8 protein-coding genes are annotated in these 15203 nt (G+C 37.6%); 2 read left to right on the forward strand and 6 right to left on the reverse strand.

Annotated features, from left to right (window positions below; translation table 11 throughout):
• Positions 1-76 precede the first annotated feature (76 nt).
• The 6 genes from LZQ00_RS10635 to LZQ00_RS10660 all read right to left on the reverse strand — a co-directional run bounded on the left by LZQ00_RS10635 (position 77) and on the right by LZQ00_RS10660 (position 11045).
• Positions 77-1921 carry a glycoside hydrolase family 2 protein gene (locus LZQ00_RS10635; RefSeq protein WP_234509262.1) on the reverse strand — a complete coding sequence of 615 codons (1845 nt, stop codon included), beginning with the start codon at positions 1919-1921 and terminating at the stop codon, positions 77-79.
• Positions 1922-1960: 39 nt separating this feature from the next.
• The gene (locus LZQ00_RS10640; protein ID WP_234509263.1) at positions 1961-4006 is read right to left on the reverse strand and encodes a beta-L-arabinofuranosidase domain-containing protein; all 2046 of its coding nucleotides are present in this window, start codon (positions 4004-4006) and stop codon (positions 1961-1963) included.
• Positions 4007-4011: 5 nt separating this feature from the next.
• On the reverse strand, positions 4012-4686 hold the full coding sequence (locus LZQ00_RS10645; RefSeq protein ID WP_234509264.1) for a DUF3823 domain-containing protein: 675 nt from the start codon (positions 4684-4686) through the stop codon (positions 4012-4014).
• Between the two features lie 5 nt (positions 4687-4691).
• Positions 4692-6512, reverse strand: coding sequence for a RagB/SusD family nutrient uptake outer membrane protein (locus LZQ00_RS10650; RefSeq protein WP_234509265.1), 1821 nt, complete (start codon positions 6510-6512; stop codon positions 4692-4694).
• A gap of 5 nt (positions 6513-6517) precedes the next feature.
• The gene (locus LZQ00_RS10655; protein ID WP_234509266.1) at positions 6518-9682 is read right to left on the reverse strand and encodes a SusC/RagA family TonB-linked outer membrane protein; all 3165 of its coding nucleotides are present in this window, start codon (positions 9680-9682) and stop codon (positions 6518-6520) included.
• A 202-nt stretch (positions 9683-9884) separates the two neighbouring features.
• Positions 9885-11045, reverse strand: coding sequence for an aldose epimerase family protein (locus LZQ00_RS10660; protein WP_234509267.1), 1161 nt, complete (start codon positions 11043-11045; stop codon positions 9885-9887).
• Positions 11046-11279: 234 nt separating this feature from the next.
• Here LZQ00_RS10660 and LZQ00_RS10665 point away from each other — a divergent pair, with 234 nt between their 5' ends.
• Both LZQ00_RS10665 and LZQ00_RS10670 read left to right on the forward strand, forming a co-directional pair.
• On the forward strand, positions 11280-14432 hold the full coding sequence (locus LZQ00_RS10665; RefSeq protein WP_234509268.1) for a two-component regulator propeller domain-containing protein: 3153 nt from the start codon (positions 11280-11282) through the stop codon (positions 14430-14432).
• Positions 14429-15202 carry a response regulator gene (locus LZQ00_RS10670; RefSeq protein WP_234509269.1) on the forward strand — a complete coding sequence of 258 codons (774 nt, stop codon included), beginning with the start codon at positions 14429-14431 and terminating at the stop codon, positions 15200-15202. Before LZQ00_RS10665 ends, LZQ00_RS10670 begins: the two co-directional genes overlap by 4 nt.
• Position 15203: the final 1 nt, after the last annotated feature.

The raw sequence follows: 15203 nt of genomic DNA on the forward strand, positions 1-15203 counted from the left end.
TTAGGTCACGAGCGTTGAGATAAAGATGTGTGCTTTATAGAAAAATGAAAGATCTATAAAGCACGCATTCGATTTGTTACTTAACAGGAACAGCATACAAAGCCTGGTGCAGTGTGTTTAATTCACTTTCAGGCATTTTTACAACTTTACGATCATAAGTCATCAATCCATTTGTTTCTACCTCTACGTCCGTTGTTTGGGTATATACAGCAGCAGATAGACCAAATGGAATCAACCTGTTTAGATCATGGATCAATCTTTTATAACGATCCAATAGTTCCGTTTTATTTTTGAAACTTTGATAACCCCAATTATCTTTCTGCTGCCAAGAATGACCATCTACAGGAAGCCCAAGGCCACCAAATTCACCTAATGCTAATACTTGATTTGCGCCAAACAAAGAAGGATCAGGCATAGCCGCATCAGGATAATTATGAATATCTAAAATATGTCCAGTTTCCATAAAATTACCACCGCTGGCACTATTCACCAAACGAGAAGGATCATTTGCCATCGTCCATTCCGTTATTTCTTTGGTTTTAAACTGTCCCCAAGCTTCGTTAAACGGAACCCATATCACGATACTTGGAAAATTATGCAACACTTCCATGATCGACTTCCATTCCCTTCTGTAATACTCTTCTGAAATGGCTGAGCGCTCCTTGTCACGATTACCTCCTGATATTTTTCCAGGTTGCATGTCCCAATGATTTCCACCCAGATCACCACTTGGCATATCTTGCCATACCAACATACCTATGCTATCGCAATAGCGGTACCAACGAGCAGGTTCCACCTTAATATGCTTCCGGATCATATTAAAACCCATTTCTTTGGTTTTGATAATATCAAATTTTAATGCTTCATCTGAAGGTGCTGTATGTAGACCATCAGGCCACCAACCTTGATCCAAAGGACCAAATTGGAACGTAAACTTGTTATTTAACATCAACCGTTGAATACCGTCTTGATCCTTTTGCATCGAGATTTTACGCATAGCAAAATAACTCTTTGCCTGATCGATCACTTTACCTTTACGAATCAACTGAACTTCTAGATCGTACAATTTTGGGTGAGAAGGAGACCAGGGTTCTGCATTTGGTATCGCTACTTCAAATGCAGTATTTGGTTCACCAGATTGCTCTTGCAGCACCTTAGCACCATCTAATGCTTTTACCTTGATCTGATCTCCTGTTTGACTACCTGTTACCAAAGCTTGAAAAGTTAGACTACCTGCATCCAGTTGAGGTGTTTGTTTGGTACTGGCAATATAACTTTGCGGTACGCTCTCTAGCCATACGGTTTGCCACATCCCTGTTACTGGTGTATACCATATTCCATTGGGATGATTGACTTGCTTTCCACGAGGCTGAGGTCCCTCATCCGTCGGGTCCCATACCCGTATAGCAATCTCCTGTTTGTTTCCCTTCTTCAAGAATGTCGATATATCCATCGAAAATGGATCAAACCCTCCTTCATGTCTTCCTACCAGTTGCTGATTAACGAATACGTCACATTGCCAATCTACAGCTCCAAAATGTAGTAAAACCTTATTTTTTTGCACAGCTTTATTGAGCGTGATGCTGTTGCTATACCAAAGTGCTTTATCCTTACCTACTTCTTTTCCCACACCGGACAAGGCCGATTCAACAGCAAAAGGAACCAATATACGGCCATCCCACTGTGTAGGTATTTCTTTTGTAGAAACATTGGTGATGGCATATTTCCAAAGGCCATTTAGATTTTGCCAATTGTTTGCACGTACCAATTGTGGTCTAGGATATTCTGGATGCGGTTTTTCAGCATTTACTTTTTCTCCCCATGGAGTTAAAATATGCGAACCTGCAGGTTTCCAATCTTGAGCAAAATTCATTTGTACGGCCACCAACAAACTGGCTAATAATAAGGTCTTCTTCATCATAAAAAACGTTTTAATCATTAAAAATCTTTATCTATATCATTATTTTACGGTAGGGAAAGCTGCGATCCTTAATCGTGCTGCTCCCATAGGAATCAATTCAACTTCTTGTACAGGAGTTTCCGTTATGACTGGACTAACAGGCAATACAGCTGTCAATCCATTTTCATCAATCTTCCATCCTGCTATCTTCTTTGCCTTAGCCATTATGGAGATCGGAACTGCATTTGCTTCAAAGGGAAAGGAATCTTTCGGCCAAGCTCTTTTGACCACCTTCAATTGTTTCAGATCAGTCAGCTGCTCCTCTAAAAGGCCATAATTCCAATCACTGGCAGGAAGAATCTCAAAAGAAGGCCATTTTGTAGGATCAGCAGATTCCTGCCATTTAGAATCCCCTATTGCCGAGGCTTTACTATCTTTTTGTACATAGTTTTCTTTTATTTTTAACGCATAGGTTAAGGGTCCCCGATTGATACTTACTGAGTTTTTATTTGCTGTCCATTGTTTCAATTCGATTGTCATTGGCAAAGACAACTCTACCCGATCTCCATTTTTCCAGTTACGTGCTATTTTAACATATTTCCCATTGTTTGCAATATCTGTCGCCTTACCATTAACCTTCACTTGTACTTGTTGAGCCCATGCTGGGATACGCAAATAAAATGGAAAATTCACCTGTTCAGAAGCAATACTTATTTTAAATGTAATCGCTTCCTCAAACGGATAATTGGTTTCCTGCTGGATATTGACAGTTTGATTATTGCCAACTTTTAAGGAAGCATGAGATGCTGCGTAGAGCACAGCAGCTATACCATTATCATTCGTCGCCATGTAGAGATGTTCAGCATAATAAGGCCATCCTTGACTATGGTTATGTTGACAACACCTCGAACTGAATGGATTCATCATCAGAAAAGGTCCGTTATTGTCAATGCCAGGGGCATGATTATGGCTATCACTAATACTCATATTCGGACTGGTAATATAACGCAAAGCTCGGAAGTCTGCGGTAACTGCAGCTGGATAAGTATTAAAAGCGACCTCTTCGGCATGGTCAGCCCAAAACGGATCACCTGTAATTCCCAACAGTATTTCATTTGAGGCCATCTGTTCCACCATACCACAAGTTTCAACCCCCTGTCTAGGATCTGTGTAACCAGGTCGCGCATTTTCATCTGCCCCAAACATACCCCCAGGAACCTGTCCAAAGACTTGTCTTACAAAATGAAAGTTATCATAAGTAGCTTTCAGGTCTGTTGCCGATTGACTTTTCAGATAATAAGTCGCTGGTTCTCTAAAACATTGCGCAATATTTACATTATGCCAATTGGGCAAATCATTTGTTTGTTCCCAATTCGCTGTGTTTCGATGTATTTTATCTGCCAATTCCATTAACCATGCATTATCTTTGGTTCGATTGTATAACCAATATACAGATAATAAATTATCACCGCCACGACTATTTTCCCAATAATCCTGTAAGAAAAAACTATCAGGAAGTTTCAATTGCCATTTAAAATAGTTGGACATCAAGTCCAATACACGAGGATCAGTGCTATATTCATAGTACGATTGTAAGCACCAAAGCATGATCATATTTCCCCACAAATCAGGTTTATTGTTTCTCAAAATCAAGGGTCCAAAATACCCATCTGGTCGTTGACTTTTTAATGCTGCTTCCAACCAAATCTTTGACTCTGCCAAGATTTTTGGATCCTTTAGGATATAGCCCAAATGTGCGTATCCTTTTAACCAATAAGGCACCTCTTCCCATCCAAAATCACCTTTACCATCTGTACTCAACCAAGCATTATTTTTCTTAGAAAGCCAAGCACTAATCTCTCCAAGATGCCCAGTCAGGCCCTCTTTTTGCAATTCCAAATATTTACCCAACCATCCATCAGGCACAATGCTACCAATTGGAATTTTGAGTAAAGCATTTTGTTTCAGTGGCAACCGATTATTAATGTAATTGACATTTTTAGCATCCATAGGCAACTGATCAACAGTTACAATAGCAGCTGTCTGTGCAACAGTAGAGCTCCAAATACTAACAGAACAAACTAAAAATCCTAATGCTTTTATCATAATGTTTATTTCAATTTGTAAAGAGCACTATCGTAAATGGCTTCTGTTATTCCGGAGATTCTTAATCCCACACGTCCATAAACAGCAGTTCCTTTATCTAAGACGTCCTTAACGTCCAGTGCTAACTCAACATGAGAGGTCGTCACATCATTTTTTTCAATTTTTGCCGCATATTGCCCTAGATCAACAAATTTGGTATCATTAACAAGTAATACAACTCCATCTATTCCTCGACTATTATCAATTGTTTCGATATCAAAAGAAGCCTTCAATAGGTTGCCCTCCACTTGATAGTTGATGTTACTCAATGTATAATAGGGTTTTACACTATAATCAATCGATGTATTACCTTTCACCTCGACTAACAAAGTATCCCGAGTGCCACCCCAAGGGCCATTCCCAGAGGTACTGACCATTTTATAAGTACCATCAAACAATTGAGCGGAAAAAGAACCATCTTGTGTCAAATACACGTTGATTGCCGAACGAAACTGAAAACCATCTTGCCATAGCTGTAAATAAACAGACTGATTAGATCCACGTACACCAATAGGCTTACCTTGATAGCTAACCTTTCCGCTTAACGTACTACCTGGCGCGTCATAATTATCTTTACCGCAGCTCCCTAATACAAGGAAAGAACAGCATGCGATTATTATCCTTTTAACATATATTCTCATAGCTTTTATTGGTAAGGGTTACGGTTCAATTTTGGATTATTGTTGATCCAGCTTTGATCAATGAAATTATAATAATTTTGGAATTTGAAATTACGCGGATATAACGTATGACTGGCTTTTTGTTTATCAAATATCCATTTGCCATTATTTGGATCACCAGGTGCATAGATTTTATATGGAAACAATACATAGTGTACTGCTTTTGCGTTATCGGCATTGCCATTCCATATCTCATGTGCGATACGCCATCTTTTCAGATCCCAAAAACGGTGATCTTCAAATGCAAATTCGACTCTTCGCTCTCGAACAATATCATTCAAAGTAAGTGTTGTTAGTTTTTGTATTCCACCCCGATCACGCAATTGGTTGACATATCCTAGCAATTCAGGCTGTGGCTTTCCTAACTCTAATCCTGCCTCGGCTGCGATCAATAAAAATTCAGCATAACGGAATCGGACGAACCAGATATCGCTACCTCTACCCCGAGTAGACGCATCTTTATTTTCATCAATAAACTTCCGAATGTTAAAACCAGTCTTATTCACATATTGATCATTGGAAGTCGTTGGTCCATCGTTACTGGTAATTAATCCACCATATTTAGCATCTGATTTCCCAGGAGAAGCAGTGATTGTTTTCCATTGTCCATTTTCCAGATAACGTACTCCAGCCTGATAGGTAATTTTTGTACCTGCAAAATCAGCTCCTGAATAAATCACTGTTCCAAAAAGGCGTGCATCTTTATTCGCAAAAATATCTTCTGGATTGGTATAATAAATATAATTACCAGCAGCATCCTTTGTTTTTAATTCGCCGTTCCGATTATCTGTATATTCAAAATCTTCTACCAGATTCAAGACAGGAGTGACAAAATTAGCATCAATATCACCTCGAACTGATGAAGCAATATTATTGTTACTGAAACTGTGTGTTTCGCCTGGATAAGCATAATCTTTAGCCCAGATCACCTCATTACTTGATTTGGAAGTCACGGCCAAATAGAAATTCTTTCCCTTATCCGGATTTGCATTATAGAGTGCATATGGACTGTTGTTAACGATGTCCAGCGCCGTTTCATAAGCTATTTGATAATATTTATTGGCCTCTCCTACTGGTATCCCGACTTCACCACTAGCAGTCACAACATCTGGAGTTTTATAATTAAATTTTGCAATTGATGCCGCGTATAAACTTGCTCTGGCTTTCAAAGCCAAGGCCGTCCATTTGTTTGCCCTTGCCGAATTGATTGTTTTATCCGTACCTAGCATTTGTGCTGCTTCTGTACATTCACTAATGACATAATCATAACTTACTGCTTCTGTCGATCGTGGTAATTGCAACTCTGCAGGATCCATAGCCCCTTCATACGTATACACCTTATCTCCTACTATTGGAACTCCACCCAAACGTTTTATCATATTGAAATAAGTCCAAGCACGAATAAAACGCGCTTCCCCCTCTATACTTTTCTTATTCGATTCTTCCAGTGAAGAACTGCGAATACCTGCAATAAACTGATTGAGATTTCGAATTAATCCATAGTCGTACATACGCCAAAAATCATTCGGAAACTCTTGCATATTATTGGGTGAACCACTTGAAAACCCTGCTTCGTCCAACATGGCAAAAGAACCATTATCGCCAAAATGCTGACCCCAGCTGATACGTCCATAATAATTTGCCAGCACAGATTTCACCATATTCTGATCGGTGAAAATTTGATCATCTGTAAAAATGGATTGCGATTCGCGATCCAAAAATTTTTCGCAGCTCGAAAAAGTCCATAGTAGACATGCTGCTACTATTGTTATTTTTTTACTAAGCATATGCCTTAGAAAGTTAAGTTGACACCTAAGTTAATAACTCGATTGGTGGGATATTGAATACCTGAATCACTCGTGATTTCTGGATCAATTTTCATTTCCCCTAAATTGTCTATACTAAATAGATTTTGCATCATCGTATAGATTCTTAAACGTTGAATACCTGCAGGTTTCATCCATCTATCGGGCAAGGTGTAACCGAACTGCAGATTCCTCAGTTTCAAATAATTGACATTTTTTAACCAAAAATCACTATGCCAATAATTACTGTGATCTTGATGTCCACGAATTAACGTTGGATATTTACCTGGAATCAATGTACTATTGGGATCCGTGATATCACTCAACATCCATTGATCTTCCATATAGTATTGCGCATTGTTACCGCCATCATGAAAAGGCAACATACCTTCATAGTTGGCTCGATAAGACGCAAATGAAGCTCCTGTAAAATCCATCGCCAAATCGAAACCTTTATATTGTGCTCCAAGATTCAGGGCGTAGTTAAAATAAGGAAGTCCTCCTTGACGATATCCGATAGGACGAGCATCTAAGTCATTGATCACTTTATCACCATTTATATCGTCATATTTGATGTCTCCAGGTCTTAAGGTTGTATTCCCTTGTCTATCATTGTCTACATCATAATTGGCAATTTCTTCCCACGATTGAAACTGTCCTGTGGCATGTAACCCCCAATTTAAAAAGGCATACCGATCATAGATGGAATTGCGGTATTGATCCCATGAGTTACCGAAACGAGGTTTATATTGTTCTCCATCTATTTGCCTTGCGAAAGTAAAATTACCTCCGACAAAATAGCTTAGATCACTGATTTTGCTTCGCCACATGATAGAACCATCAAAACCTCTGTGGATATCCGAATTCAGATTTTCATAAGGCAGGCCAAATCCCACTTCATTCGGGATCAAGATATCATTTCTTGAAGCTGGTAAACCTTTACGTTTACGTTCGAAGAAATCAAGACTACCTGATAATCTTCCACCCAATGTGCTGAAATCCATACCCACATTCATCATATGCGCTTCGATCCATGATAGAGTGGTTACAGGAAGTCCTCTTGGTTGTGTACCAATGACATATTTACCATCGATCGTAGATCCTCCAGTTTTATAGGTATAACCACTTAAATACCCAAAAGCATTATATCCCCACGCATCCAAATTATCATCTCCTAGAACACCGTAAGAAGCTCTTAACTTAAGATCATCGAATACCGTTTTCAAATTATCCTCCCAGAATTTTTCACTGGAAATACGCCATCCTGCAGAAACAGAAGGAAAAAATCCCCATCGGCTACCTGGAGCAAATTTCCAAGATCCATCATAACGAGAAGATAATTCCAACAGGTATTTTTGATCGTAGTCATAATTTACTCGTCCAGCAAAACCCGCTCTTGCTTGTGTATTGATTCCTGTATCATTATAGGTATCCATCGTTTGAAAATAAATTAAGCTCAAAGCATTAGATGCTGGACGATCGTGTACATAAATATCAGGGTTATCTCTTTTGATCGATTCTGCTGCCAGCACGGCATTAATTCCGTGTTTGCCAAAGCGCTTATTGTAGTTTAATGTAAACTGGGTAGACAATTCCTCCACTTGCGTAATAGAACGTTCGCGCCAAGGATTATCCATGCTAAACATGACTGGATAAGTATCTGTCGGTTCATCATACTTATATAATTTATACGTAAATTCCTGATTGTCCATCCATTTGTTCGCCAAATAATAACCAACTGTACCTTTCGCAACCAAATCATTCGTTATCTTATACTCCGCATTAAAATTTAATTGCATCACGCGCCAGGTCTCTTTATACTCTCCCGAAAGATCATAATTCAACATCGCAAAATTAGTTTCCGTATTAGCAGCAGTTTGCGTCGGATAGAGCGGGTTGTCATTCGCAAAAGGACGAGCAGTAGGTAAGTTTCGATAGATCGCAAACAAAGCCTGCCAAGTATCATCAGCTCCAGGAACACCTGGTTGTTGCCTTTTTTCAATTCGGCCATTTAAGTTCGCTCCAATTTTTAATTTTTTGGAAACATTAGCATCAATATTCATTTGTACATTCGTCCGGTTAAAACCTCCATAATTCTGAATAATGGATTTTTGATCCAGATGCCCAGCACTTATATAGTAATTGATTTTCTCCGAACCACCACTTACACTACCCGAAAAATAGGTTTGCGGACTGGTCTTAAGAATATAGTCGTACCAATCAAAAGGCCTATATCCTTTTTCTGTACCTTGTTCCCATTTTGCTAGATCATCTAAAGTATATTTAGGATCTTGTACGCCCAGAATAGCATCCGATTGGATATAACTCTTGATATAGGTACTGGCATCAGCGGGTTTAGGAAAACGAAACATATTTTGCCAACCATAATAAGAGTTGAGGCTAAACGTATTATTATCTCCTCTTTTTCCTTTTTTAGTGGTTACCACAACCACACCATTCGCAGCACGAACACCATAAATTGCTGCCGAGGCATCCTTCAATACGGAAACCGATTCAATATCATTAAAATCAAGATTATTAAATTGTCCCTCGTCTTTTTGAACGCCATCAATAACATAAAGAGGTGTTCCCATGTTCCGAATGTTTATACCCGTAGAAGCGCCAGGACGACCGTCGGACATCCGACTATTTACCCCCGCAATCTTTCCAACCAAAGCACCAGATGTGGTAGTGGCGACTGATCTAGAAAGATCTTGAGAAGAAACAGCAGAAATAGCTCCTGTTATCGATTCCTTCTTTTGTGTTCCGTAACCCACGACAACAACTTCGTCAATCTGAGACTCGTTGGTTTGTAATACGATTTGAAGATTGGATGTTGCGGCTACTTCTTGCGTCACATAACCAACGGATTTAATAATTAGTATTTCACCTGTATTGGTATTCGGCAGATTGAACTGACCAAGATCATTGGTCGAGGTTGCGACTTTAGGATTAGATTTCACTGAAATCGTAACGCTACCGATAGGTGTTCCATCTTTATCTTTTACTGTTCCATTAATGGATTTCTGCAATCGGAACTCAACATTAGATGTTGAACGAGACAATGTCAATCCAGAGGCTGTTGGCAAAAAACAACTGGCAGTACAGAACATAGTAATAGATAGTGGCAGACATTTAAAATCTTTAAGCATATCTAGTGTATTTAGTTTTATTATTGGTTATCCAAATTTAGCTGATAACTCCAACCTCAGACTTTCGAATTTTCTCAATAATCTGCTTATTTGTATCATTTCATGTTAACAAGCTAAACCGTTTTAATTTTCCTTAAATAAAAAAGCGCAGCTTCCAATCTGAAGCTGCGCTTTATCCTATAATAACTATTTAAATGATCGATTACTTTGTTGAAAACCGATACAAAGATTTCGTTTTATAAATCTGCCCTGGAGTTAACAGCGTAGACGGAAAACTAGGTTGATTGGGTGAATCTGGAAAATGTTGCGGTTCTAGGCAAAATGCTGTACGAAATGAATCTTTTTTACCATTCTTCAACTGTACCTGCTCATTCATAAAATTACCGCTATAGAACTGAATTCCTGGTTCCTGTGTCCAAATTTCCATTTCGATACCCGACTTGTCTCCAACAACAAGGGCTGCCTTGTGCCATTCCCCATCTGTCGATTTGTTCAATACAAAATTATGATCATATCCTTTTCCATAAAAAAGTTGTTGATCATTCGCATTGATATCTTTTCCAATCGTTTTCGCTACTGTAAAATCAAAGGCCGTCCCTTTTACCGATGCTAATTCCCCTGTTGGAATCAATGTGCTATCCACTGGGGTAAATTGATCCGCAAATAATTGCAATTGATGATCTAAAACTGTTCCACTACCTTCCCCGTTCAGATTAAAGTAAGCGTGGTTGGTCAGATTGATAACTGTTTTTTTATCAGATTGTGCTTGATAAGCAATTGTCAACTCGTTTTGATCATTTAAGGAATAAGTAACTTCCATCGCAATATTGCCAGGAAAACCTTCCGCACCATCAGGTAATGTATAAGAGAAAGTAATGGCTGAATCATTTGCAGATTTCACGGACCAGTTGGCAAAATGTACACCTTTAAATCCACCATGCAACGTATTCACACCATTGTTAATAGCAAGTTTATACGTTTGTCCATCTATTTTGAATTTACCTTTTGCAATACGGTTACCAAAAGGGCCGACAATTGTTCCAAAAAAAGGTTCCTTTGGATTATTGTAATCTGCTCCTTTTGCAAATCCCAGCACCACGTCACGTAAGTTACCTTCTTGATCAGGCACCCATAATCCTACAATCCTTGCCCCAAAATTGGTGAAATAGGCTTTCATCCCATTTTTATTTTTCAATTCATACAGATGAACATCCATATTATTGACTTTTCCTGCAAAAGAGGAACTATCCATTTGCGTCGTTGGCGAATTTTCATCACTATTTTTTGATGCATTGGGTTGTTGACACGCCATTAGAACGGCAAAAGTACTTGCCAGACCTATCCATTTCATTTTTCTATTCATCCTTATATAATTTAAATCGGTTTATAACTATCCTTTTTTATGTCTCTTATTTTGGCCTTTGTCGTTCGACAATTGCTGTATTTCAACAAAAGAGATCAGATGTACATGAGAAGTTCTGTTTTATTTTCTATTTTTACCTATCAATAGCACAAATGCTAAAATCCTAAATTTTCAAAACATTGATGATCGAAATTGTTTCATAATTTCGCTATTTTGTATCAATAACCAATAAACATGATAAAATTTAAATCATTGCTCCTTTATTTGGCTTGTTTCTTCCTGTCCCTCAACTCTTATGCCCAACCTTATTATTTCAATCATTATCAAATCAATGAGGGGTTATCCAACAATGCGGTCATTTGTAGTATGCAAGATAGTTATGGCTTCTTATGGTTTGGTACCAAGGATGGATTAAACAGATTTGATGGCAATAATTTCAAACTCTTTACCTCATCACATCAAGATAAAAATAGTCTCGGAAGCAATTCGATCATATCTTTAAGAGAGGATTATCAGAAACACATGTGGATAGGTACCGACCAAGGTATTTATTCCTATGATCCCATTCATGAAAAATTCCGTTTACTGAGTGAAAAATTTAGAGGTACAGAGGTCCCTGTTATTATAGCGGATAATAAGCATAAACTCTGGTTTATTTCCAATGGTGCTCTCTATGTATATAATATAGATAATAAAGAAACAACGCAGATCACCAAATCGGAATACTATGTCACTTCCATCAATACTACGCGCGCTGGAGTAATTTATTTTGGTACCCCTGAAGGCACAATATATACGGTTTGCGACAACAACAAGGTAACCTTATTACTCGATTTCACGAAAACGTTTGGAAAAAAAGATTGGTATAGTATTGAAAAAATAGTAGAGACACGACAAGGAGAATTATTAATAGGCACATCAAAAGCAGGAGTCTTTACATACAAACCAGCTACCCACACCCTTACCTCTATCTTAGGACAAAAGCAATTGAAACAATTTTTATACGTCCGAGATATTATTCAACCCAATGATCAAGAATACTGGTTTGCGACAGAATCGGGTTTATTTATTTATCGAATTGCGAATAACACGTATATCCATTTACATAAAGAAAAAAATAATCCTTGGGGAATTTCAGATAATGCAATCTACAATATCTTACAGGATAAGGATAAAGGTATCTGGTTAGGTACCTATTTCGGTGGACTTAATTATTACCATGCGCACAATAGCATTATCGAAAAAATCTTACCTGGCGATTCTTCTAGTTTACAAGGATCTGTTGTAAGAGCCATAAAAAAAGACCAAGAAGGTCATATTTGGATCGGAACAGAAAATGGCGGATTGGCTAAATGGGATCTTTCTACCAATAAAATTCAAAACTTTACAAGTCAAAATAGTTCGCTCGCCAATAATAATATTCATGGTGTACTACCCGTTGGCGATAAATTGCTGGTCAGTACATTTGTCAATGGGCTTGATATTTTTGATCTAAAAAAAGAAAAGGTTATCCAGCATTTGGATAGAAACAGTTATCGAGATTCCGAATTAGAAAGCAATTTTATTTTCTACCTGTACCAAACTCGCAATGGCGATATCTTTGCTGGGTCGACTCGAGGTCTCTACCGATTTGATCCGAAGTCAAAGCAATTTTATCTGATCAAAAATGTACCCATCTATATTTTTTATACAACCATTTTGGAGGACTCACAAGGTAATTTATGGATAGGAACCTGGCGTGATGGATTATTTTGCTACAACCCAAAGAGTCAATACTTTAAACACTATACCCAGCAATCAAATGACGACCATTCCTTACCCAATAATCGCATCAATAGCCTATTTGAAGATTCAAAAAAACAGCTATGGATCGCCACAGAAGGAGGAATGGTTCGAAAACAAGTCAATAAAAATGGATTCGATTGCATCAGTATGAAAGATGGTATGCCCAGTAATGTGATCCTATCTTTTTTGGAGGATAAGGAAAAAAATATTTGGGCAGCCACTTCCAAGGGATTGGTTAAATACAATCCTCAAACTAACCAATTACGTGTTTTCAATATGGAATCTGGCTTATCCACACTTCAATTTAACTACAACTCCTCTTTTGATGATAAAAATGGATACTTCTATTTTGGTACGATCAATGGATTGATACGTTTTAAACCTGAAAAATTAAATCAAATCCATTATAGTTCGACCACTCCTATTTTTATTACCAATTTAACTGTTAATAATCGAGAGGTGAATCAGATCAACGATTCTACCATTCTGAAAAAATCCATTCTATTTACCGATCACATTCAACTCAAGCACGATGAATCATCCTTTAGTTTAGATTTTGCAGCGCTACATTATCAAGCACCACATTCCGTACAATACAGTTATAAAATGGAAGGAATGGACGAAAAATGGACTAAAATCACAGGTAATCATCGCGCATATTTCACCAAATTAGCCCCTGGAAAATATACTTTTATCGTAAAAGCCGAAGACCCAAACGGTATTGCCATTCCACAGATCAAAAGTTTAGCCATACAGGTTCTTCCACCCATTTGGGCTAGTATTTCAGCATTTATCATTTATAGTATCATCTTAATAGGGCTAGTTATTTTTATTATCCATCATTTCAACGAAAAAATAAAACAACGTAATAGACAACATATTTTGACGATCCAGAATCTAAGAGAACAACAACTCTATCGTTCCAAGATAAATTTCTACACCGATGTTGCCCATGAAATCAGAACACCTTTAACTTTAATCAAGGCCCCTTTGGAAAAATTGATGGATAAAGTAGACCGAAACCCAGCCATTGATAAATTGCTGTTGACCATGCAAAATAACACCGAAAAATTAATTGAACTCAGCAATCAATTATTAGATTTCAGAAAGGTAGAAGCAGAAGGATTCAAGCTACATTTTGAAACTGAAAATGTGAGTCAGATCTTGCAGAATATCCTCAATAATTTTTCGGTCACCTTACTCGCTAAACATAAATTATTACGTATCAACATCCAAGAAAATATTATTGCATTAATCGATGCTGATGCTTTTGAAAAAATCTGTTCCAATTTGCTCAACAATGCTTTAAAATATTCAGAACAGCATATTGAAGTGATTTTAGAAGAAAATAGAAAAGAAAATATGTTTATATTGTGCATCAAAAATGATGGTTCGTTAATACCTAAAGAAGAAAGGGAACGTATTTTTGAACCATTTAATCGATCAAAACAAACCAAAAATATACCGGGAAGTGGTTTAGGACTGGCATTGACCAAAACGTTAGCCTTGAAACATCAAGGAACTTTGATCTATGCTCCTGATCATTTCAATACGTTTATATTGATGCTACCATTAAATCAAAGCGAAAATCTATCATCATGAAAGCAAAAGCGAACCTCTTATTAGTCGACGACCATCAGGAATTATTGGAATTTATTGCAGATGATTTGTGTGAATATTATCATGTCCAGACGACCAACAATGGTATTGAAGCTTTGCAACTACTGGAATCCGAAACTTTTGATTTAATCATCAGTGATATCATGATGCCCGAAATGGATGGTTACGAACTTTGTCAGCGTATTAAAGAGAATATTGCTTATTCCCATATTCCTGTTATTCTATTGACAGCAAAAAACAGTATAGAATCTAAAATACAAGGTCTTGAATTTGGAGCCGATGCTTATATCGAGAAACCTTTTTCACCTGCGTTTCTACAAGCTCAAATTACCAGTCTTTTAAAAAACAGACTCAAAGTCAAAAATTTTTTCATCAACAATCCATTGGCACAAATTCAAAGTATTGGCATCAATCAAAGTGATCAAGAATTTCTGGAGAAAATAGATGAAATTATCTTAAATCATTTAGACGATCCCAAATTTAATGTTGATCGGATGGCTGATATCTTATGTATGAGCAGGCCAACACTCTATAGGAAGATCAATGTGGTGTCCAGTCTATCACCAAATGAGTTAATCAACCTCACCCGACTACGGAAGGCGGCAGAAATGCTGACCCAGAAAAAGTTTAAAATATATGAGATATCCAATTTACTTGGCTACAGCTCTGCTACCCATTTCTCACGCAACTTTCAGAAACAATTTGGATTAAGCCCATCCGAATTTCATGAATCACAAATAGCAAAGTCATGAA

The sequence above is a fragment of the Sphingobacterium sp. SRCM116780 genome, assembly GCF_021442025.1.
In the GTDB taxonomy this organism is placed as follows: Bacteria; Bacteroidota; Bacteroidia; order Sphingobacteriales; family Sphingobacteriaceae; genus Sphingobacterium.

Excerpts from the sequence above, each read along its gene's own strand:
- LZQ00_RS10635 (WP_234509262.1), bottom strand. The coding sequence starts at position 1,921 with ATGATGAAGAAGACCTTATTATTAGCCAGTTTGTTGGTGGCCGTACAA.
- LZQ00_RS10640 (WP_234509263.1), bottom strand. The coding sequence starts at position 4,006 with ATGATAAAAGCATTAGGATTTTTAGTTTGTTCTGTTAGTATTTGGAGC.
- LZQ00_RS10645 (WP_234509264.1), bottom strand. The coding sequence starts at position 4,686 with ATGAGAATATATGTTAAAAGGATAATAATCGCATGCTGTTCTTTCCTT.
- LZQ00_RS10650 (WP_234509265.1), bottom strand. The coding sequence starts at position 6,512 with ATGCTTAGTAAAAAAATAACAATAGTAGCAGCATGTCTACTATGGACT.
- LZQ00_RS10655 (WP_234509266.1), bottom strand. The coding sequence starts at position 9,682 with ATGCTTAAAGATTTTAAATGTCTGCCACTATCTATTACTATGTTCTGT.
- LZQ00_RS10660 (WP_234509267.1), bottom strand. The coding sequence starts at position 11,045 with ATGAATAGAAAAATGAAATGGATAGGTCTGGCAAGTACTTTTGCCGTT.
- LZQ00_RS10665 (WP_234509268.1), top strand. The coding sequence starts at position 11,280 with ATGATAAAATTTAAATCATTGCTCCTTTATTTGGCTTGTTTCTTCCTG.
- LZQ00_RS10670 (WP_234509269.1), top strand. The coding sequence starts at position 14,429 with ATGAAAGCAAAAGCGAACCTCTTATTAGTCGACGACCATCAGGAATTA.